The sequence below is a fragment of the Candidatus Cryosericum septentrionale genome, assembly GCF_003570995.1.
Classification (GTDB): domain Bacteria; phylum Caldisericota; class Caldisericia; order Cryosericales; family Cryosericaceae; genus Cryosericum; species Cryosericum septentrionale.
Genome location: NZ_QXIY01000035.1, coordinates 68310 through 89633, shown reverse-complemented (window position 1 = coordinate 89633; position 21324 = coordinate 68310). Strand labels below are relative to the sequence as shown.

The 21324-nt window shown below is 59.2% G+C and carries 23 protein-coding genes and 1 pseudogene; 13 read left to right on the top strand and 11 right to left on the bottom strand.

The annotated features are described in order from the left end of the window. Positions 1-75: 75 nt before the first annotated feature. The 3 genes from SMC1_RS08350 to SMC1_RS08340 all read right to left on the bottom strand — a co-directional run bounded on the left by SMC1_RS08350 (position 76) and on the right by SMC1_RS08340 (position 2612). Positions 76-1275, bottom strand: coding sequence for an acetate kinase (locus SMC1_RS08350; RefSeq protein WP_119086321.1), 1200 nt, complete (start codon positions 1273-1275; stop codon positions 76-78). Next, complete coding sequence (locus tag SMC1_RS08345) at positions 1272-2165, bottom strand: 3-hydroxyacyl-CoA dehydrogenase family protein (protein ID WP_119086320.1); 894 nt, start codon at positions 2163-2165, stop codon at positions 1272-1274. Before SMC1_RS08345 ends, SMC1_RS08350 begins: the two co-directional genes overlap by 4 nt. 63 nt (positions 2166-2228) lie before the next feature. After that, the gene (locus tag SMC1_RS08340; protein ID WP_119086319.1) at positions 2229-2612 is read right to left on the bottom strand and encodes a metallopeptidase family protein; all 384 of its coding nucleotides are present in this window, start codon (positions 2610-2612) and stop codon (positions 2229-2231) included. A 304-nt stretch (positions 2613-2916) separates the two neighbouring features. On the opposite strand from SMC1_RS08340, the gene SMC1_RS08335 reads away from it, so the two are divergent. From SMC1_RS08335 to SMC1_RS08315, 5 genes are all read left to right on the top strand, one after another. After that, on the top strand, positions 2917-3534 hold the full coding sequence (locus SMC1_RS08335) for a DUF5671 domain-containing protein (RefSeq protein ID WP_119086318.1): 618 nt from the start codon (positions 2917-2919) through the stop codon (positions 3532-3534). A gap of 485 nt (positions 3535-4019) precedes the next feature. Continuing rightward, positions 4020-5543 (top strand): ABC transporter ATP-binding protein, encoded by a 1524-nt coding sequence (locus SMC1_RS08330; RefSeq protein WP_119086317.1) that lies wholly within the window; start codon positions 4020-4022, stop codon positions 5541-5543. After that, on the top strand, positions 5540-6760 hold the full coding sequence (locus tag SMC1_RS08325; RefSeq protein WP_207799370.1) for an ABC transporter permease: 1221 nt from the start codon (positions 5540-5542) through the stop codon (positions 6758-6760). The genes SMC1_RS08330 and SMC1_RS08325 overlap by 4 nt, the downstream gene beginning before the upstream one ends. Further along, a complete protein-coding gene (locus SMC1_RS08320; protein WP_119086316.1) occupies positions 6757-7704 on the top strand; it encodes an ABC transporter permease in 948 nt (315 codons plus the stop codon). Before SMC1_RS08325 ends, SMC1_RS08320 begins: the two co-directional genes overlap by 4 nt. A 73-nt stretch (positions 7705-7777) precedes the next feature. Further along, positions 7778-8992, top strand: coding sequence for an adenosylhomocysteinase (locus SMC1_RS08315; protein ID WP_119086315.1), 1215 nt, complete (start codon positions 7778-7780; stop codon positions 8990-8992). A gap of 86 nt (positions 8993-9078) precedes the next feature. On the opposite strand, the gene SMC1_RS08310 is transcribed toward SMC1_RS08315, so the two are convergent. Genes SMC1_RS08310 through SMC1_RS08295 form a run of 4 tightly spaced genes read right to left on the bottom strand, consistent with a single transcriptional unit; the run spans position 9079 to position 12181 of the window. Beyond that, a complete protein-coding gene (locus SMC1_RS08310) occupies positions 9079-10002 on the bottom strand; it encodes a diguanylate cyclase (protein WP_165849360.1) in 924 nt (307 codons plus the stop codon). Between the two features lie 42 nt (positions 10003-10044). Beyond that, a complete protein-coding gene (gene xth / locus SMC1_RS08305; RefSeq protein ID WP_119086313.1) occupies positions 10045-10800 on the bottom strand; it encodes an exodeoxyribonuclease III in 756 nt (251 codons plus the stop codon). Between the two features lie 3 nt (positions 10801-10803). After that, positions 10804-11406, bottom strand: coding sequence for a restriction endonuclease (locus SMC1_RS08300; RefSeq protein WP_119086312.1), 603 nt, complete (start codon positions 11404-11406; stop codon positions 10804-10806). Beyond that, a complete protein-coding gene (locus tag SMC1_RS08295) occupies positions 11399-12181 on the bottom strand; it encodes a patatin-like phospholipase family protein (protein ID WP_119086311.1) in 783 nt (260 codons plus the stop codon). Before SMC1_RS08295 ends, SMC1_RS08300 begins: the two co-directional genes overlap by 8 nt. A 150-nt stretch (positions 12182-12331) precedes the next feature. On the opposite strand from SMC1_RS08295, the pseudogene SMC1_RS11140 reads away from it, so the two are divergent. From SMC1_RS11140 to SMC1_RS08260, 7 genes and pseudogenes are all read left to right on the top strand, one after another. After that, positions 12332-12424: pseudogene (locus tag SMC1_RS11140) on the top strand (L-serine ammonia-lyase, iron-sulfur-dependent, subunit beta); the annotation flags it as partial. A gap of 35 nt (positions 12425-12459) precedes the next feature. Continuing rightward, entirely contained in the window at positions 12460-13533 is a 1074-nt protein-coding gene (locus tag SMC1_RS08285) for a DMT family transporter (RefSeq protein WP_119086310.1), read from the top strand. A gap of 94 nt (positions 13534-13627) precedes the next feature. Beyond that, on the top strand, positions 13628-14554 hold the full coding sequence (locus SMC1_RS08280; protein ID WP_119086309.1) for a DMT family transporter: 927 nt from the start codon (positions 13628-13630) through the stop codon (positions 14552-14554). 123 nt (positions 14555-14677) lie between these two features. Then, complete coding sequence (locus tag SMC1_RS08275) at positions 14678-15745, top strand: hypothetical protein (RefSeq protein WP_119086308.1); 1068 nt, start codon at positions 14678-14680, stop codon at positions 15743-15745. 47 nt (positions 15746-15792) lie between these two features. Then, a complete protein-coding gene (locus tag SMC1_RS08270) occupies positions 15793-16203 on the top strand; it encodes a hypothetical protein (RefSeq protein ID WP_165849359.1) in 411 nt (136 codons plus the stop codon). 17 nt (positions 16204-16220) lie between these two features. Continuing rightward, the gene (locus SMC1_RS08265) at positions 16221-16412 is read left to right on the top strand and encodes a hypothetical protein (protein ID WP_119086306.1); all 192 of its coding nucleotides are present in this window, start codon (positions 16221-16223) and stop codon (positions 16410-16412) included. Positions 16413-16417: 5 nt separating this feature from the next. Further along, entirely contained in the window at positions 16418-17677 is a 1260-nt protein-coding gene (locus SMC1_RS08260) for a ThiF family adenylyltransferase (RefSeq protein WP_119086305.1), read from the top strand. 76 nt (positions 17678-17753) lie between these two features. Here the strand turns inward: SMC1_RS08260 and SMC1_RS08255 are convergent, their stop codons facing one another. The 3 genes from SMC1_RS08255 to SMC1_RS08245 form a co-directional block, all read right to left on the bottom strand. After that, on the bottom strand, positions 17754-18344 hold the full coding sequence (locus SMC1_RS08255; protein WP_165849358.1) for a J domain-containing protein: 591 nt from the start codon (positions 18342-18344) through the stop codon (positions 17754-17756). Beyond that, on the bottom strand, positions 18334-19188 hold the full coding sequence (locus SMC1_RS10365) for a hypothetical protein (RefSeq protein ID WP_126855198.1): 855 nt from the start codon (positions 19186-19188) through the stop codon (positions 18334-18336). The genes SMC1_RS08255 and SMC1_RS10365 overlap by 11 nt, the downstream gene beginning before the upstream one ends. 200 nt (positions 19189-19388) lie before the next feature. Beyond that, positions 19389-20150 carry a Stp1/IreP family PP2C-type Ser/Thr phosphatase gene (locus tag SMC1_RS08245; RefSeq protein WP_119086302.1) on the bottom strand — a complete coding sequence of 254 codons (762 nt, stop codon included), beginning with the start codon at positions 20148-20150 and terminating at the stop codon, positions 19389-19391. Positions 20151-20807: 657 nt separating this feature from the next. Here SMC1_RS08245 and SMC1_RS11300 point away from each other — a divergent pair. Further along, positions 20808-21041, top strand: a complete 234-nt coding sequence (locus SMC1_RS11300) for a Fic/DOC family N-terminal domain-containing protein (protein WP_165849357.1) — start codon at positions 20808-20810, stop codon at positions 21039-21041. On the opposite strand, the gene SMC1_RS08235 is transcribed toward SMC1_RS11300, so the two are convergent. Further along, a partial coding sequence (locus tag SMC1_RS08235; protein ID WP_119086300.1) for a DUF3427 domain-containing protein occupies positions 21016-21324 on the bottom strand: 309 nt, incomplete at its 5' end. The genes SMC1_RS11300 and SMC1_RS08235 overlap by 26 nt on opposite strands.

The window sequence follows — 21324 nt, the reverse complement described above, 5'->3', positions numbered from 1 at the left end:
CAATCACAAGATAGAGAGAAAGCCCACAGCGCTGTCGCACTGTAGGCTTCTCGCACACAAACTGACGATGAATGTTTAGTTTGCAGCCGCTATCCGACGGGTGTCCCGTGCAATGACCAATTCCTCGTTGGTCGGGATGACCAGAACCTTGATGCGCGAAGACGGCTTGCTGATGTCTGCCGCCACACCGCCCTTCTTGGCGCGATTCTTGTCAGCATCGAGTTCCACGCCCAGGAATTCCATGTCCTTGACGACCATTTCACGAACGGCATCGCTGTTCTCACCTATGCCCCCCGTGAACACGATCGCATCGGCCCCGTTCATGGCCGCTATGTACGAGCCAATATACTTCTTGAGCCTGTAACAGAATACTTCCAGTGCCAGGGTTGCACGCTTGTCGCCCTTGTCAGACTCTTCCTCAAGAGTGCGGAAGTCATTGCTGACGCCCGAAATGCCCAGAACGCCTGAGTGCTTGTTGAGTAGAGCATTGATCTGCTGAAGGTTCAGTTCTTCCTTCCCCATGATATAGAGGGGGACGGCAGGATCGATGTCTCCGCAGCGCGTCCCCATGGGTAGCCCTTCGAGAGGAGTGAACCCCATGGACGTATCGACGGATCTGCCGTGATCGACAGCAGTAACGGAAGAGCCATTGCCCAGATGACACGTGATAAGCTTGAGTTCATCGACGGCCCTTCCCAGCATTGCGGCAGCCTCATGCGAAACATAGTAGTGGCTGATACCGTGAAAACCGTATTTGCGGATATGGTTCCGGGCGTAGAAAACGTAAGGGATCGCATACATGAACGCTTTGTCCGGCATCGTCTGATGGAATGCAGTGTCGAAGACGGCGACCTGGGGAACCTTGGGCAACAGGTGCGAGATGGCGTAGATGCCCGCAAGGTTCGGCGGATTGTGGAGAGGTGCGATGTCAATGCACTCCTCGATCTTAGCCACCACCTCGGGGGTAATCAGCGTCGATTCCGAGAACGACTCGGCACCATGGACCACGCGGTGCCCGACAGCCTGAATGTCCTCAATGCTCGTGAGGACACCTTTTTCCGGGTCAACCAGAGCTTTCAAGATGAGCTCGATGCCAGCCTGGTGCTCAAGGATCTCGTGGACAGAGACGACCTTCTTCCGTCCGGCAACCGTGTGACCGAGCTGCGCCTCGGCAGTGCCGATCTTCTCCAGCAGGCCTTCGGCCAGCTGCTGGTCATCGTCGTACAGCTTGTACTTGATAGAAGAGCTGCCACAGTTCAGGATCAGAACCTTCATATCTTCTCCTCCGCGTTGTCGACAGGAGTCTCATAGCTGTAGAAGCCCTTGCCCGTCTTCACTCCCAGGTGCCCACGTCGAGCCAAGTTCCGGACAAGCGCCTGTGGACGATATCGAGTCTCGCCAAGCTCGCGGAAGAGGTGCTCCGACCACCCGAGGACGATATCCAGCCCGATCTGGTCGGCAAGGGCAAACGGGCCCTTGTTGAAACCGAAACCAAGGCGCATGGCGACATCGATGTCCTCCTTGCTGGCCGTTCCTTCCTGGTAGAGCATGATGGCTTCGTTGATAAGGGGCACGACAAGGCGCGCCGTGATGTAGCCTGGGTTTTCGAGCACGTCGACGGGGGTCTTGCCCATGCGGCGTGCCAGTTCCTTCGCACGGTCGACGGCCGCCTGAGACGTGTGGACGCCTCGCACCATCTCGACCAGCTTGATCGCCGGAACGGGCGCAAGGAAGTGCATGCCTACGAGACGGTCCTTGTTGACCATCTTCAGCGCGATGTCAGTGATGGGCAAGATAGCAGTGTTGCTGACGTAGGTGACCTCACCGGGGCACATCTGTTCAAACTGGGCCTCAAGCTGGGCAAACAGCTCCTGCTTGGCCGCAAGATCATCCGGAATGGCCTCGATGACAAGGTCGACGCTGCCCACGTCACTGCGATTCAACGTGAACTTGATGTGAGAAAGCAGGACCTTCTTCTCCGATCCCGTGATACCCCATCGCTGGAGTTCGAGATTGAGACTGTTCTCGATGCTCTGGCGGGCGTGCGTCAGTCCGTCCTCCGTTTGGTCGACGAGCACCACTTCGAGACCGTGCGCTGCTGCGTCCTGAGCAATTCCCGCTCCCATGACGCCCGCACCAAACACCGCAATCCTTCGAATTTCCATGTACACCTCTCCTGTTACGAGATAGGAAGAGTGGCACGCAGTGCGCCCACTGTAATCCTCACGTTAGTGCAAGTCTCCTCTACTCTCGCGCATCTCCTCGTCGCTGAGGCCGAAGTAGTGACCCAGTTCATGCAGGACCACGTGCTGGACAAGAGGCATCAGCTCGTCGACCGTATCGACCGAGGACTCGAGAGGGACCTTGAACACGCTGATCTTGTCGGGCAGAGTGCCACTGTAGTGCGGCCCTCGGTCCCTGAGCGGAACCCCCTGGTACAACCCCAGCAGACCGTAGCCGTTGGCAACTCCGGTACGCTTCAAAACATCCATCGGGGGGAAATCCTCGACGACGACGTCGATGTTCTTGAGTGCCGTCCTAAACTGGTCAGGAAGCGTGACAAGAGCGACGAGCACGAGTTCTTCGAAGTCCTTCTGTTCCAGTTCAATCACGACGCATCCTGCTCCCTGACCCGACCGATAGATATCATATATTTATCATACCACAACCGTTGGAGAGGCCAACACCGTTGTATGACGCCGGCATCTGCAACGCCGAGCCCGGCGGCCGGTCTCCTCATCATGATACCCTACATGCTCACAATTCTTGCATTACGGCAGGACTTCCTCTAGTATGTCGCTGAGGGATGCCGCAAGGCATGCAACTGGGCACTAGGATCGGCTGGAACTGTCTGGCTCAACTCCTGGTACCCAGCCCCTCAGCGATCGACCTCACCGTGTGCCTCAGGAGGTGTCCATGAAACAACGCAACGTCGTTCGCATCATCTACTTGTATCTCGTCACAGTGGTCGGGATCGTCATGGCTCTTACCGGGCTTATCGGAGCAATCACCAATGTCCTCAACATGTATGTCTTCCGTCTGATCACATCGGACAGCATGCAGAACGAACTGGCCTCACTGCTGACCTTCGCCTCCGCAGTGGCAGTCGGCGTGCCGGTCTGGCTGTACCACTGGGGCATCATCCAGGAATCACGTCAGCACGCGCCAACATTTGCGACAACCACTCCTGCAGTGACGAGCGAACCCGTCGTAGCCACCGCGACGCCACAGCCGGAGGTTCGCCGGGATCTCATCAGAAGGCTCTACATCTATCTGCTATCCGCCATTGGACTGTTCATCGTCATGTTCAACCTCATCAACATCGCCCCCGATGTCTATCGGGCGCTCTTCATGTCGCTGAGTCCGGTGACGACCCCCGTACAACCCAACACCGCTGGTCCCGTCTCGTTGAACAATACGTACGCGATCCAAAGCCTTATCAGGAACATCGTCGCCATCCTCGTCGGGACTCCCGTCTGGTTGTACCACTGGCATCTCGGACAGCGCGAACACCGGGACCTGCTGGGCGACTGACACAAGCGAAGCAACTCACGAACCTCATCAGAGCACCCTGCCCACGAAGGCGCAAAGTCCCCTGCAGCAGCTCAATCGCAAGTCTGTAAAGGGCTTTGCGCCTTCTTGCTTTGAGGCCGTTTAGTATATAATAGCTACGTGGCAACCAATCCTGCAGAGGAGAAAAATGGGTCAGAAAAATGTTCCCGGGTCCCTTGGTCGTAGCTCCCGCAGTCGCCGTGTCGACGGGTTGCGAGAGGACCGGCCTGACGGCGGGAACGTATGCGACAACGCCACACGAGTCGTGTCATCCAGACTGGCAGTACAGATGCAGAGCCTGCACAGTACTATCGTCAATAGCACTGTAGTTCCATCGACCCCAGGGCAGTCACGGCCTGGACGGTCCCAACTTCCTGTCATGGTGAGTTGTCAGCCCGTGACAGGAAGATTCTGGCGCCAGGGGGGTGCAGCATCTGCCCTCTTCGCCGCTGTAAGGGAGTGAGGCCATGAAAGCACTGGAAGTACGCAGCATCTCCAAGATGTTCCCCGGAAACCTTGCGAATGACAACATCTCGTTCTCAGTCGAAAAGGGAGAGATTTTTGCCATCGTCGGCGAAAACGGTGCGGGCAAGAGTACTCTGATGAACATCATCTACGGCATCTACACACCATCGGGCGGAGATCTCCTGGTCAACGAGAACGAAGTCAAGATCCGTTCGGTCGAGGACGCAATCAAGCTCCGGATGGGCATGGTGCACCAGGAATTCATGCTGATTCCAAGGTTCACCGTCACCCAGAATATCGTCATCGGCGATGAGCCGCACAAGGGAATCTTCTTTGACTATGGCAGGGCAGTGCGCGAAGTCCGGGAGCTCTCGGAGCGCGTCTCGCTGACCGTGGATGCCACAGCTCTTGCGGGCGACCTGCCCGTCGGCGTCCAGCAGCGTATCGAAATTCTCAAGGTGCTGCGCAGAGGTGCCGAGATCCTCATTTTCGATGAGCCCACGGCCGTTTTGACGCCTGAGGAGACTGTCGAACTGTTCGTGACCATGCGTAAGCTGCAGGCAGAGGGAAAGACCATCCTGTTCATCAGTCACAAGCTGAAAGAGGTCATGGAGATCGCCGATCGCATAGCGGTCCTGCGTCGCGGCAAGCTGCAGGGCATCGTGAACAAGAAGGACACGAACGAAGAGGAACTGGCTCGCATGATGGTCGGCCGCAACGTCGTCCTCGAGATTCCCAAGGTCGATGTGGAAGTGGGAGCAGTGGCATTTGCGTGTCACGATCTGCACGTCAGAAACAAGCGTGGATACGAAGCCGTCAAAGGCATGAGCCTTGAGGTCCACGGCGGAGAGATCGTCGGCATTGCGGGCGTCCAGGGGAACGGCCAGGACGAACTGGTCAACGCCATGATCGGTTTCTCGCATCCGGTCTCGGGTTCGATGGAACTCAACGGAAAGAACATGCGCATGGTCACCACGGCGCAACTGCGCAAGGAAGGAATGAGCTACATCACCGAAGACCGTGGGCGCAGAGGTCTTGTCATGCCATACACGGTACGCGAGAACTCCGTCATGGGTCAGCACCTGGGCAGACCGTTCAGTAAGGGCATCAGGATGGACTACGACAAGGTCGGGGAGTTTGCCGAAGGGAAGGTCAAGGAATATGACATCCGCCCTGGCGATGTCTATGACACGGCAGGATCACTCTCCGGTGGCAATCAGCAGAAGCTCATCCTGGCCCGTGAGCTGTCGCTGCCGCACAACTTCCTGATCGCTTCGCAGCCTACACGCGGCTTGGACGTTGGCGCCACCGAATTCGTCTATCGCAAGTTGCTTGAGGAGAAGAAGGCTGGCAAGGCCATTCTGCTCATCTCACTCGAACTCTCTGAGATCCTCGGCCTGTCCGACCGCATTCTGGTCATGTTTGAAGGCCGCATCGTCGGAGAGACAACCCCGGACAAGACGACCGAGGAGGCCCTGGGTCTTCTGATGCTCGGCGTCGGTATCGACAAGAAGGTGCAATCGTGAGCGAAAGCAATTTCACCACCAAGTTCCTCAAACTCTTCGGCATCGACAACCAGGGACACAATCGGAGAGACCCTCTGAACGTCTGGGTCCCTCTCATCTCCGTGGGCCTGGCTCTGATCTTCGGCATGATTGTCATAGCCGCCTCCGGGCGAAATCCCTTTCAGGCATACGGGCTCCTGTTTGGCGATTCGGGACTCATCCCCGGTGGACCAGCATGGCGGCGCGAGTTCGCCGAACTGCTCATCAAGAGCGCCATGTACATTGCGACAGGTCTTTCGGTCGCACTGGCATTCAAGGGTGGCCTGTTCAACATCGGCGCTGAGGGCCAATTCTGGGTAGGCGCCATCGTAGCAACCTTCTTCGGATACTGGGCTCCCGTGGCACATACCTTTGGGGCTATGTACGCCGCCCTCGGGAGCTTTGGCTGGATAGCGCAACTCCTGCATGGAGCCATCTGCGTCATCATGGGCATGCTTGCGGGCGGCGCATGGGCGGCAGTCGCCGGCTATCTCTATGTCAAGCGCGGCGTCAACATCGTCATCGGCACAATCATGCTCAACTGGATCGCCTGGTTCCTAATCACAAGCTGGCTGGTGATCGGGCCCATGACGCCTCCCTCTCAGACGTTCACTTCTGGCACCTTCTATGTGGCTGACACAGCCAAGCTGTGGAGGATCATGATGCCAACACGCCTCAACACCAGTATCCTGCTGGTGTTGCTCGCGGCGTATGCCACATGGTTCCTCCTCTATAAGACGACGGTCGGCTACGAGATCCGCGCCATCGGCTACACCGCCAACATTGGCATGGAAGCCCCACGTGCGCAGGGTATCAACATCAGCCGCCGCATCCTGCAGCTCATGTTCTTCTCCGGAGCCCTTGCGGCGCTTGGTGGCACCTTCTTCATCCTAGGTATGCAGTACCAGTTCCCCAACACCGCGATCATGGGATACGGCTGGACTGGCATCGCCATTGCATTGATCGGCCAGAGCGAACCCCTGGGTGTCGTGCTGGCAGGGCTGTTCATCGGCGCGCTGCGCACCGGAGCCACGTCCATGCAAGTCGCCAACATCCCCAAGACATTCTCCGATATCATCGAGGGCATGGCCGTCGGCTTCATCGCCATGCAGGTTGCCGTGCGGTACTACCTGGTCAAGATCATCCAGCACCGCCACGCCCGTAGGGACCCGCCAGCAGACCAGGAGGCCGCAGCATGAGCATCATACAGATCAACCTCACGATTGCTCAGATGCTGGACTACACCATGCCGATCCTGTTTGCCGCGCTCTGCGGCGTCCTCAGTGAAAGCGCAGGCGTCGTCAACATTGGTTTGGACGGCATCATGCGTTTCGGCGCCTTCTTCGGGCTGCTCGGCGCATTTTTCTCTCACTCCCCCTGGATCGGCCTGCTGTTCGGCATCGCCATCGGCTGCCTGGTGGGAGCGCTCCACGCCTTCATCACTATCAGGTGGAATGGCGACCAGACCGTCTCCGGAGTAGCCATCAACGTCATCGCCGTCGGCCTCATGACGTACTTGCTGGAATACGTCTTCAGCACGACCGGGTACTCGCCACAGATCCAGAACTACTTTGGAGCCCAGGCCTACCGCGTGCATCTCCCTTTCCTTGCCAAAATACCCCTTCTGGGCGCCTTCTCCAACCTGTCGTTCATGATATGGTTTGGCTTCATCTGTACGGTCCTCATGCACGTACTCCTGTATCACACGGTCCTCGGCCTGCGCATCCGTACCTGCGGTGAGAATCCTAAGGCAGCAACGACACTCGGTATCAACGTTTTCCGCATTCGCTGGTTCGCTGTCATCGTAGGGGCTGCGCTCGCAGGCATTGGCGGTGCAACGCTGTCCATTAGCTCATTTTCGGGGTTTAGCGACTCCATGCCCAACGGTGTCGGGTTCATTGGCCTGGCCGCCATGATCTTTGGCAAGTGGACCCCATTCGGCGCTCTTGGGGCGGCACTCCTGTTTGGAACGGGCCAGATCGTGCAGTCCATCATCGCCGTCACGGGTATCGCTCCCAAGCTGGCGCCCGGGCTCACACTTATTCTGCCCTACGTCCTTACGCTAGCTGTCCTTGCAGGCTTCGTCGGCAAGTCTATCGCTCCCGCGGCAGACGGCCTCCCGTACTACAAGGAACAGCGCTAGTCGATCCTTACGCCGGCTGCCGTGGGGGCATTGTCCTCCGGTGGCCTTTTCACTACTCCCATGGAGGTGAGTTATGAGCAGTCAGTCGGGTGAACAGAAAATGCAGTGGGCGATCCGTCACATGCCGATCCTGTCATCAGTTGCCGAGCGCTTCGAGAAGGAACAGCCCTTTGCCGGGCTCAATGTCGTCATCGCTCTCCACCTGGAGGCCAAGACAGCCAACCTGGCCTGCGTGATGCTGCGTGGCGGCGCCAAGGTCGCCATTACGGCGTCCAACCCCATCACCACGCAGGACGACGTGGCTCAGGCACTTGCAGAACGTGGAGTCACGGTCTTTGCCAAACGCGGCGAGACGCCGGCTGAGTACAAGGAGTACTTCAGCAACGTCCTGGCCACCAAGCCCAACCTGCTGATCGATGACGGCGGGGACCTCGTGAACGCCGTTCACTTCGAGCATCCAGAACTGCTGCCCGCCATTGTGGGAGCATGCGAAGAAACCACGACTGGAGTCACCCGTGACCGTGCGCTGGCCCACGCGGGCAAGCTGTCGTTCCCAGTCATCGGGGTCAACGAAGGCTTGTGCAAGCACCTCTTCGACAACCGTTTCGGCACGGGACAGTCCGCCTGGGACGGCATTCTTCGGACGACCAACATGAACATCGCCGGCAGGGTCGTGGTCGTTGCCGGGTACGGATGGGTCGGCAAGGGTGTAACCATGCGTGCCAGAGGCCTCGGCGCCCAGGTCATCGTCACGGAAGTCGATCCTGTCAAGGCCGTCGAAGCCCACATGGAAGGCTACCAGGTCATGCCCATGCTCGAGGCCGCCAGAGTCGGTGAGATCTTCATTACTTGCACGGGCGACGATAAGGTCATCACCAAGGAGCATTTCGCCGTCATGAAGGACGGTGTCATCCTGTGCAACGCTGGGCACTTCGATGTCGAAGTCGACGTTCAACACTTGCGGAACAAGGACCCTCAGCACCACGAAGTCCGCCACAACATCGAGGAGTATGCTTGCGATGGCAAGCACTTCTATGTCTTGGGCGAGGGGCGCCTTGTCAACCTGGCATGCGCCGACGGGCACCCCATCGAGATCATGGACCTGACATTCGCGTTGCAGGCGTTGTCGGCTGAGTACCTGGTCAGACACCAGGAGTCATTGCCCAATGAACTCATTAATGTACCAGAGACGATCGACGACATGGCGTCGAGAGCATTCCTTGCATCCCGTGGCCTGTCCATCGACACGCTGACCGAAGAGCAGAGAGAGTATCTCGGCTCGTACTAGACCTCAGAGATAGACATAGATCATGCCGAAGCGAAGGGCCGGACGTTACGTCCGGCCCTTCGCAATGAAACGTTCAGAAAACGGCTCTAGCCCAAAGCGTACCAATCGCCCCCGTCCCGCTTGACCCGGGACAACGCTTCTTCCGCCCGTGCGATGACGTCGGTACCTGACTTATCCTTGTAGTCCACCATCGACCCTCCGACCGAAACGGAGACCTCGATAACATTCGTCTGGCTCTCCGGCGATGACAGGACCGAGTGATGGACGAGCCCTACGATCCGTTGGCTGAGCTTCTCAACTCCCTCAAGTTCGATAAGCGGACACACGATGATGAACTCGTCGTCGCCAAAACGGGCGAGGAAATCCATCGAGCGCATCGAGCGCTGCACAACAGAGGCGACAAACTTCAGTGCTTCGTCTCCTGCCACATGTCCAAAGCTGTCGTTGATGTTCTTGAATTTGTCGACATCGATCATGACAAGACCAAACCGCTGAAAATGCCGCTTGAACAGCCCGTATTGCTGGTCCAGGATCGTGTCGATGTAGCGCCGATTGTAGAGACCGGTCAACTGATCGACGATCGACGCGTCAGAAAGCTGCTTCAGCCGCTCTGCAAGAGCGCTTCCAGCCACCGACTGGAGTTCGCCGAATACCTCCACGCCGTACCGTTCTTCTCCGACCTGCAGGACCGACGCCTTGACGTAGACGGCCAATCGCTCTCCGTCCTTCCGCTTGAGGAAAACTTCCTTGGCCTCCTGCCGCTCGCCGGTCTCGATGCATTTCTGCAACGGGCACCCGTCAAAACACAGGTTCTTGCCGAGGACGTCGGTATCAATCAGGATGTTGTCGTAGCAGTGCCTGTTCAGAACTTCGTCAGACGAATAGCCGGTAATGCGTTCCGCCCCCTTGCTCCAGAAGACGATCTTGCGCTCCCCGGTCGTCACGTATACGCCGTCCGAAACAGCGTCCAGGATTCCGCGCAGACTCTCGTCAAGTACTCCCGCATTCATCATACCCTCCTGATTGGCGAACATCGTGCGGCCGCCCCGCAATCACGAGATCGTGACAACGACGGGAGTGTGATCTGACGGCTTCTCCCAGCGCCTCGGCTCGACATCGACCATGCAGTCGGCGACGCGCACGGACAGCGCCTCCGAACCCCAGGCATAGTCGATGCGCATGCCCATGCGGCGCTTGAACATGTTCATGCGATAGTCCCACCAGGTAAACTGCTGCTCACTGTGGAATTTGCGGAACAGGTCGACGAAACCCCACCCGCGTAGATTCTCGAGCGCTTCACGCTCTTCCTGCATGAAGCCGATGGCGTCCTGCATCTCCTCGGGAGCCCAGACGTCCTGGGGATCCCTGGCCACGTTGAAATCGCCCATGAAGAGCAGGTGATGGTCTCTGGCATACGTTGTGTCCAGATAGGTCCGAAATTCCCGGAAGAACTGAAGTTTGTGCAGAAATGCCTCGTCGCCGCGTTCGCCACCATGTGGCAGATACCCGTCGATCAGCGTGACGTCACCAACGTCCACTGCCAGAATCCGGCTCGGATCATTGCCGGCCCAGCCCTTGACGACCCCGGAAATGGGTAGTCTGGACACAATGGCAACGCCGTTGTAGGTCTTCTGGCCGGACATTGCGACCTGATATCCCAGTATCTCGAACTCTGCAACAGGGAATGTCTCGTCGACCGTTTTGGTCTCCTGCATGGCGAGAACATCCACCTGTGACTCCTGCAGCCACTTCTGAACAACAGGCAGACGAGCGCGCACCGAGTTCACGTTCCATGTCGCTATCTTCATGGCTCACTCCTCATGTTTAGTGTAGACAGGTTTCTGCCCGACTTCACGGCCTCTGGTCACCGTCCTCGCCATAGCGGCTGCAAGCCGTTGTCTATCCCACAGTTCGATCCCCGACCTTGTCGCCAGCTCTCGGGCTGATTCCGTGAACCCGCTGCTCGCGACGACCATACCACGCGTGCCACGGTAATAGTGCACGGCTCCCAGAGCCTCCTGCACGGCGCCGATGCCGACATTCCCGCTGTACCTCTTTGCCTGCACGACGATGCGCTTACGAGGCGACGTCAGCACCAAGTCGGCCCCGAAGTCATGACTCATGCCAACATGCTGGACGCGGTAGCCCAGATGGACAAACAGCACTGCCAGGAACTCCTCGAACTGCGTACCGTCCATGGCGTCGATGGAACTCAGCGTTGCTCCGTGAAACACTCGGTCGCGACGCATCCGGATGACGATGCCGGCCACTGCTATTAGAACAAGAAGTACGGCAGTTGCCGCCAGAGAAGGAACGAATGGCATGAATGCATTCCAGACGGCGGTCACGGCCCTGGAAGCCCACTCCGCTGTCCGCTGCTGCAGTGCGCCGAGAACCCCCTGGACGTCAGGCAAGCAGGGCCTCAATCTCCGCCTTTCTGCTCATGGCGGCATCATATCCTCGCACGACATACTCGTGGACGTTCGAAGGTTCACAGCCTTTTAGATCAGGCTGGATGACCAGGTCAGCCTTCTCGAGCTCCGGCCCTGCGATGTTGTTGAGCATCAGGTTGAGCGAACGCTCGAGCACTTTGGGGACGTTGAGGCTGGGCTTGTACTCTTCTTGCTGAAGCGGATCGTACAGTGACACCGCGATGACCCTCGTGGCGCCCCGCTTCCGCAGCTCCGTCACAGGAACCGGCAGCGACATGTCGCCATCCAGCAAATACTGGCCGCCGAACTCGGCAACCGGAAACACGCCTGGCAGGCAGAAGCTCCCGGACAACGGACCCCAGATGTCCCCACTGTCGAAAACAATTGCTCTGCCGGTCTGCGCGTCGGTCGCAGCGATGCAGACCGGTTTCTGGAGAGCCTCGAAAACTGTCACCGGGAGTGCCTTGCGGAGAGGGGCGCGCAGACGCAAGGGCGTCGTCAGGCCACCCACGGAAATGACAGACGCGAGCAGCATGGCCACTTGGGCGGCGTGCTTGACGCTGAGGGCTTCCAGGGCTGCCGAGTCGAGGCCCGCTGCGTTGAACACGGCTACCACCGCGCCCATCGAAGCGCCCGAAAGCAAGTCAATCTGGACGTGCAGGTCTTCCAGCGCCCGCAGCACGCCTATGTGCGCATACCCAGGGACCCCACTCGCACTGAGAGCCAGACCAACCTTTTGCTTCTTGCAAGTCGTCATCGTGACTCCTCCCGTTCCGGGGTCAGGAACAATCCCCTTTTTAATAGTATATTGCGGATACGGCAGCTCGACAACAGCGCTCCTCACCACATCTGTCGGCTTGACACGACCCCCTCCATCCTATACTTGGAGTGACATCAGGAGGCACACATGGCCATTTTCGACGTCATGGGACCGATCATGATCGGACCCTCCAGTTCGCACACGGCAGGTGCTGCCAAGATCGGCTATCTGGCACAGCGTGGACTCTTCAAGCCAGTCCTGGAGGTCGCGGCTTCGTGAAGGCGCAGACGACGCTTCGCCAGGAACAACATTCCATCCGCTCTGCACACGAGAGCTCGGACTTGGCACGTGGGTATCCCATCGCCGTGGCAAGCGCCATCATCCTTTCGACCACGGCCATCTTCATCCGCTACCTCACACAAACTTACAACATGCCTGCGCTCGTTCTGGCCTTCTGGCGAGACTCGTTCGTGGCACTCACGATGCTGATTGTACTCGCCATCCTGTGTCCGCGCCTGCTGCGCACGGAGCGACGCCACGTGGGCTACCTTATTGCCTACGGCCTCATGCTGACGATGTTCAACTCCTTTTGGACGCTGTCCGTCTCGCTCAACGGAGCAGCCGTGTCGACCGTTCTGGCCTACTCCTCGGCGGCATTCACTGCTCTTCTGGGCAGGTGGCTCCTGAAGGAACGCCTCGGATGGGTCAAGGTTGTGACGATTGCAGGCTGCGTGGGAGGCTGCGTTCTGGTTTCCGGCGCTCTCGAGCCGGGCGCGTGGCAGGGAAACCTGACAGGTATCGTGACAGGAACGCTGTCGGGCCTTTGGTACGCGGGTTACAGTCTGATGGGCCGTTCGGCCTCTCAGCGAGGTCTCAACCCCTGGACGACCCTCTTGTACACGTTCGCCTTCGCAGCGTGCTTCCTGCTTCTGCTCAATCTGTCCCTCAGGAGGTTCCTGCCCGGCGCGGCCGTTCGCCCTGCGGACCTGCTGTGGCTTGGAAAAGCCGCGTGGGGCTGGTTCATCCTCTTCCTCCTGGCGGCAGGTCCCACCGTCGCGGGTTTTGGACTGTACAATGTCAGTCTCGGCTATCTGCCGTCGAGTGTCGCCAACCTGATTCTCACCCTCGAGCCGGCATTTACGGCAGCAATTGCTTACGTCGTGCTGGGCGAACACCTGAACGACATTCAGATCGCGGGCAGTCTCCTCATCCTGGGCGGCGTCGTCTTCCTGAGAATCTACGAGAGCCGGCGCAGCACCCAAGTGCCGATCACGCCGCAAACCTCGACACCGTGTACATCTCCCCAACTCCCTGCACCACATACCCGACGTCACACACCCCCTCGGTGAGATGATGTGACACCTGCACCCTGCCTCGCATCCTTGCGCTCTTCATCCGCAGCAGTATCATGAATTATTGTATGATTCGAAAGGAGCAGCGCACATGAGTCAGCCTCAGGTTCGAAAAGGCGGGATCCTGGTCGCCCTCGCGTCGGCCGTCATCTATAGCGGCGTCTCGGTCCTCGCCAAGTTCGCGTACCGGTACAACCTGAGCCCTGTGCAGCTGCTCAAGGAGCGCTACCTCCTCGCCAGCATCATCCTGATCGTGATCATCGGGCTCCTGAACTGGCGCCTGCTGTTTCCGCGCAACTGGCATGAGGCCGGCGTCCTCCTGGGCTTCTCGGCCGTGTTTGTCACCGGGCCGACGTTGCTATACTTCACCGCCCTCCGGCTGCTGCCCGTGTCGACCGCCATGTTCCTGTTCCACTGCTACCCCGCCTTCGCCGGTCTGTTCGCCTGGATCTTCCTGCATGAACGCGTGACGCGCGCCTACCTGGCGTCCGTAGGGGTCATCGCCGTCGGCCTGCTGCTCCTGCTGGGCGCGAACTTCCACAGCGTCTCCGGGATCGGCGTCCTGACCATGCTAGCCTGCACGGTAGCCTATGCGCTGTACGCCGTGCTCTCGCAGCGCGTCATCCGTGGAGTCGACCCGCGCACGCTCGGCCTGTACAACCATGTGGCACCTGCCGTAGTTCTGTGCCTCCTCACCATAGGCCAGCCCGTCTTCTACCCAGTTGTTTTCAGCTCCCGCACGGCTATGCTCGCCTTTGCCGGCATCGGTCTATCGGCCGCAGGCGGCATGTTCCTGTTCGTGCAGGGCATCGCCATGATCGGCGCTCAGCGTGCCGTCATCATTGACTCCCTGGAACCTGTCCTCTCCGCCCTGTACGCACTAATGCTCCTCAGTGAACACATGAAGCTTGTCGCCCTCGCGGGAGGCATCCTCATCGTGGCCGGCGTCGTCATCGGCAACCTCCCGACAACAAACCGCAACGTGCCCTCGACATTGCCTTCAACCACTGGTCAATGAAGAAGGAGCCAAAGCGATTGTCAACCTGGGACGATTGCCGTACTGGAATACTTGCCGTTTTGCATCTCGTGTTATACTCTCCACAGTCAGAGAGCACTGAGAGGAAATTTCAGGGGAGGAACAATGGCAAGAGGCCACAGCGAGAAGTTCAGGCGCACAATAGCGGCTTCCGCCCGCAAGCGGACTGAGACGTCCGGGGTATTACGCGGTGACAAGGCGCTCATCTACGAGGGCGAACTCGAGACCATGGCCCGTTTCGTCACAGACTATCCAAGTATCGAGACCGGTGGAGACCTTTTTGGTTTCTGGACCCACACGGGTTCACCGATGATCGAGTATGTGCTGGGACCCGGCGAAACTGCTGAACACGACGACGCGGCCTTCTACCAGGAGTCCTCGTTCCTGAAGTCTGCCGGCGGCATCCTCCGCGACCTGCACGGTCTGCAGCATGTCGGCACCTGGCATTCGCACCACAGGCTCCTTCTCACCGAACCGTCCAAAGGCGACTCGAGCACGATGCAGCGAGCACTCGACAAGAACGGGTTCAATGCCTGGTTGCTCACGATATGCAATTTTGCCGACAAGTCCGACAGAGTCGAGATGCGCGGATATCTGTACGGTGCACAGGGAGGTGGAGAACACCAGCAGTTGACGTGGCTCATCCTGCCCGGTTCCAGCCCCGTACGCACTGCCATGGAAGCCGTCAAAGGATTTCCACGCAGCGAACCACGCACTCTCGCCTCAACCTACGAAGCCATCCCCAGTACAACATTCGCCCTCGTGGCAGCCGCGCCACAGACAGCCAGCCCGACCTTCCCCAGCTCCTCGTTCATGGCGACGCCCGAAGGGCGTGGCGAACTGTACCGCCTGTCCCAGGAGTTGTCGGCGCTCGAACGAGACGTCGAAATCCTGCAGCGAGAGGACGGACGGGTGTCGTTGTCCTTCCACCGCGACGGTTACGCGTTCGAGGTCGTTTTTCCACATTCCTACCCTGTCGTCAAGCCCGTCGTCGAATGTCGGCCCGTGGACATTCCAGCAGGACAGGAGGAGTCCTGGAAAACCCCGCGCACCCTCTTTGTAGCGATGGACCGTGGCGACGACGTCGTTACGCACATCGAGGAACTGGTTACAACGTTCCTTGTCAATCGGGAACACACGGGGTCTGACGCCCCCCGCGACAGAGTGGGCTGAGTCCCATGGGCTGGTCTTCGCAGCAGTCAGCGAGACTGCATCTCGAAATGGACGTCCTGTCACGCTACTTCCCGACCTTCTTCCTGAAGGACAGCATCATCCCCGGTCATGCCATCATCGAGGGGACCTTGCGCTCCAATGCGGGCAACGAATACCTCGTCCGTCTCCACGTGCCCGCCGACCTGCCAAACTCCGTACCTATCATCGAGATCGTCAGTCCCGTCCTCCGAGACCGCTTTGGGCACTCCCTGGTCGACCTGGGGACATCGTACCCAATGCACCTGCTGAAACCGGAGAACGGCGTCGTACGCATCTGTCACTACAGCGCCTCTCACTGGAGTCCCAATATCACATTCTCCAAAGTCCTGCTGAAAATCCGGGCTTGGATCGAAGCCTATGAAGGCCATCTGGACAGCGGCTATGCCATAGACCACTACCTGCCGCACATGGAAGCCTGACCACGAGGAGGAACACGATGGAAGAGAAAGACTCGAAGGGCGTCCTGGACCATCTTGCACAGATAACACAGGGCAAGACGACGACCAAGAAGCTGGTCTTCGACCCGCGAACACAGGAGCTGGTGCTTGTCGACGCCAAGTCCCCCCAACTCTCGCCGGACGCTGTGACGGCGGATGACCCGACGCGCGACGGCTTCTTCGCCTGCTGACTGCCATGACACCGCTGGTCTACGTCTTTGAAGAGCAGGCCCGTGACCTGCTCAGCCAGACGGGAGACGTCCGCCTGGTAGATGGCGTTGCTTACGGGTTCGACGACTGGACGGTCTTCCACGCGTATACCGAGAAGCCTTATTTCACGCCTTCTGGGTTCATCTGCCCCTGTGTCGCGATACGCTCCGACGCTGCGGGGTTCGTCGACGAAGAGAAGCTCATGGCGGAGGTTCGCAGGCGTGTCGATCCCGACGGACGCCCCATCGTGGTCTTGGTAACCGGGACCGGTGCGGGGGGTTCACCCTCCTGCCGTGCACTCATCCTGACCGAGAACGGTATAGCCGGCGCAGACACACGGTTTGTGCCTCGCCGCTCTGAGTTGTTCACCCGCAACACCGGGCTCCTCGAGACGTCGGCGCTGGCCGAGAAGAAAGTCGTCATCGTCGGTCTTGGCAGCGGCGGTTCTCCCATCGCTCTGGAACTGGCCCGCGCGGGGATTGGCCATTTCACCCTCATCGACTTCGACCGGCTCGAGCTGGGGAACATCAGCCGCCATGTGTGTGGCGTGAACGATCTCGGCCGGTACAAGACGCTCGCGGTACGGGACCAGCTGCTGCAAAAGAACCCCTTTGCCGAAGTCTCGACGATGGAAGTCAACGTCAACCAGTCACTGAGCCAGGTCGAGGATGCGGTCGCAGCCTCTGACCTGCTCATCGTGGCCTCTGACAATGACCAGAGTCGTTTCAACCTCAACCAGATGTCCCTCAACAACAACAAGGTCGCCCTGTATGGGCGCGCCATCACACGCGCCGCAGGCGGCGACGTCCTGCGCGTACGACCCTGGAAGGGCCCCTGCTACAACTGCATATTCTCCTCGGGCCTTATCGACGGCCGCGAAGAGGAGATGTCACAGAAGCGGCAGGCTCTTGCCGTATTACCCGCCTACGTCGAGGAAGACAAGATCAACACCATGATCCAGGTCGGGCTGTCCTCCGACATTGCGCCCATCGCGAATATGATGACCAAGATGGCACTGGTGGAACTGTCACGCGGCATCGAGACCGGGATGAGCACGGTCGACGAAGACCTCGCCTCGGATTTCTACGTCTGGGCAAACCGGCGCGAAGAAGCTTATGCAAACTGGCCGCGCATGGGGTTCAAGTGGACACACCCGAGCATCCTTCGGTGGTATGGCGCCCGTGTCGACCGTGATCCAAACTGCCTGGTGTGTGGAGGCCATCTGGAACAAGAACCAACGACATAACGTCGCGCCCAAACATGACCGAAATGGCCCACGCCGCGGGGTGAGCCATTATCATATCCTGCGTGCAAGACACGTGCTAGAAGAAGTCGTCACGATCGTCCACGCTCGTGTTCAGCAAGCGCAGCGCGATAAACAGGATACCGAAGACGATACGAACAATGAGCCAGATGACACGCCCGGCCACGGCCCAGCCATTCAGGTCTTCCTGCGCACGCTGGTCTGGGACGTTGGCCCACACGTCGCTGAACGGACCGCCTCTGGCGCGCTCCTGAGAGTGCATCGCCTCCCACATCGCCTCGGCCTCGGCCTGTCGCTCACGCGGGTCCCCCGCCCCATTGTCCCACTGTGGGTTCCATGTGGACTGGGGGCCTGCGCCGGCTGCTGGACTCCCATATGCAGACTGTCCATAGCTGCCAGGAGCAGCCGTCTCACCCCGGCTCTGCGACGACGCAATGATCTCGGCGTCGTACTGCCGCCGCTCCTCGGGGCTGCCGAGAACGTCGTATGCCGCGTTGACCCGTTCCATCATGAGAGCCGCACTCGCGTCCCCGGGATGCAGGTCCGGGTGGTATTTCCTCACCAGGACCCGATACTGCGAGCGGATCTGTTCCTGGGACGCCGACGGGCTTACGCCCAGAACGCCGTACAGCTCCTTGTCAGGCGTCACTATCACTGTCCTCGTCCTCCGGGAGCCCAACCGTTTCGGCCAGATTCCGTTCCAGTGCCGCCCTCGCCGCGTCGCCCATGGCGTCGCACGCCATGCTCATGGCAAAGTGGAGCTGCGCCCGTATCTCGGGATCCGGTGACATCACCTCGAAAGCCAGCCCCTGCTCATACTGGCGGATAGCCTGTTCATGCTCCCCTGCTGCCTCCGAGACATCTCCGACCGCCCGCATGGCCTCGGCCTCGAGCACACTGTCACTGCACGAGTGAGCCAGTGAGAACGTCCCCATTGCTTCGCTGCGCGCAGACACCAGATCGTGCCGGGCAAGGCTGACCTGTGCAAGAGCAAGCAGCGCATTGATCTGCCCAGCGCAGTTGTCCGTGGCGCGCGACACTTCAAGAGCGCGGCTGTCCTCGTACATCGCCTTCTCCCAGTCTCCCAGCTCCGCGTACATGGCTCCCAGGTCGGACGAGACGTGGTAGACAAGCTCAGGGTCGGGCTCCAGTTGGACCGCCAGTTCCTCCGCCTTCCTGGAGAACCTGATGCCGCGCGGGATATCCCCCGTCGCCGCCGCTATCGGCCCCATGTTGGCATACAGCCCCGCAACCTCTTCGAGACGCGCCTGCTCCTCGTACATTTTCGCTGCCTTGTCCCAGAGCTCCAAAGCGCCGATGGTCCTGTCCTCGGAAGCAAGCGACGCGCCCATCTCGTCCAGGAAGCCTGCCACATCACCGTCTGGCGGTACAAGCGCTTCGACCGCGCGTACGAATGCCCGCAGGTCCTTGCGATTCGCTTTCAGCAGGGCGACCACACGCTCTTCGACCGTCTGGCTTTTCCTGTCACTCATTTCCGTCTCCTTTGGGGTCAGCTGGTAATGAGCCGTCATGATGGTAAGTTTGTCGCTCCAGCCGGGCCGACATGTCCATTATTGTAGCAGAACACCTGGCGACAACCATGACCATGCCACGGACATCATGCCCGACAGACATTATCTGCTTTTCACAGATTGCCCTCCTGGTTTCGCAAGATGAACGGACGAAGTGCCTCTCAGCCGGCCACGCCACCTGTTTCCTGCACGTCGATGACGATGGCCGTACAGTTGTCCGGCCCTCCACACGCGTTGGCAAGGTCCACCAGACGGTGCGCGGTCTCCTCTGGAGATCCCTCTGTCAGGCCGGTCTTGAGGTCGGACTCGGAAACCGTACCCCACAGCCCGTCTGAGCAAAGGAGATACCGGTCACCAGCGCACAGCTCGTCCGACACGACATCGACCTCGACCCTCGCCGCAGTCCCGAGCGCCCTGGTCAGGATGTTCCGTTCGCTGACGTTCCGCGCATAGGCCGGATCCAGGAGTCCCTGGCGTACCATGTCCGCCGCCATCGTGTGGTCCTCCGTAAGCTGGGTCAGCACACTGCCCCGAAGGCGGTAACACCTGCTATCACCGACGTTACAGATATACGCGCGTGCTGCGTGCGGCACGAACCCCACCAGCGTCGTACCCATGCCCGCCAGTTCCTCCGACGAAAGCGACAGACGGTAGACGACCGCGTTCGCTTCATGGACTGCAAGCCGCAGGCGCTGTTTGGTGTCTTCGGCCGACAACTCCCGCGAGGACCATGCCGCGACAAAGGTCTCCACGGCCGTACGCGAAGCGACCTCTCCTGCCTGTGCTCCGCCGAGGCCATCACAAACGACATAACAGGCGCCCTGACGCTCGACTTCCTTGCCTTCCTGAACGACAGCAAAGCTGTCCTCATTGACGTGACGCTGCAATCCAATATCAGTCCAGCCCGTTCCGATGACCCTCATGACGACCTCCTGACTGAGTATATCCGACCCTGTCAATAGTCACAAGTCCAGCACGTTCCTCGCGAACAAACTGGTCCTGGGCAGCACGGTCGCACCAGGTGACCGAGTGGCTACGTCTCGAAAGCCGACGCCACGGCAGATACTGCCATCCCGGCAATCGCCGTAAGCGGCGTCAGCGTGAAGCTGGACGTCGCCGCCTCCAGCGCATGGTCTAGACGCCACGCACGAGACGGCCGATGCCTGCGGGCCTGCGACGCGCTCCCGCTACCGCACCCACGACCGCCCTTCCAGCAACCAGGCAAGCAGTTCATCCATCAATGCCTCCGAACAATCTCAACAAATGCCTTTCACATTAAGTGTAGTTCATAGAAAGCAAACTCAAGGGGCGAGGACAAACCTGATAAGAATTGTACTTTTGTCAGCTAAGGTACAATTTCAGCACAACGAATTGTACGTTCATGCACAATGGGGTGGCCGGATGGATGCAACGATGTTCATGTGCGACAGCCCGGGCGTATGACGTCCATTGGCACGAGTGTATCAAAGCATATGGCCTCCATCCGCATTCCGCCGTCGTGTGTTGAACCTGGTGCCGATACGCTGCTGTTGCTGTCTCCGGCTGATCAGTCACTGTGGTGACTCGGGGCAATCGAATATGTGGCGAAGAATTCGGCCTTGCTTGTTAAACCCCTTCTCAGCCGGGAAGACCTATTGTCGTCGCATGTCGAGGGTACTCAGTCCGGGCTTAGCGAACTATACCGCTACGAAGCGGACCAGCACAGTTCCGACAGCAGTGAAGCCCCTTGGGTTTGCGTAGCGCACTGCGCAGCTGCACGTCGACCGTCTATAGCAGGCAGACGGCTCCCTACTCCGAAACCACGAGAGTCTTAGTGGCCATGCACAGCCGTGCAGGCATGGGATACTGCAGCTCCCACACGATGTTTATTGGATGACTACCAGTAGATTCCACGAACGTCGCAGGACCCAAGTAGTAATATGGTGCTCCGATTCCATGTAACTGCTTGTTCTCTCGAACGAACAAGAGAACAGTGCATTTCCGCTCACATTGATGGATATACCTCTGTCCTGTGATCGATGTCTCTGACGTGGTGCTTTGTGACTGCCAGTGGAACAAGCGATCGCTGATGGCGTAATCTCGATACATGGTGGACTC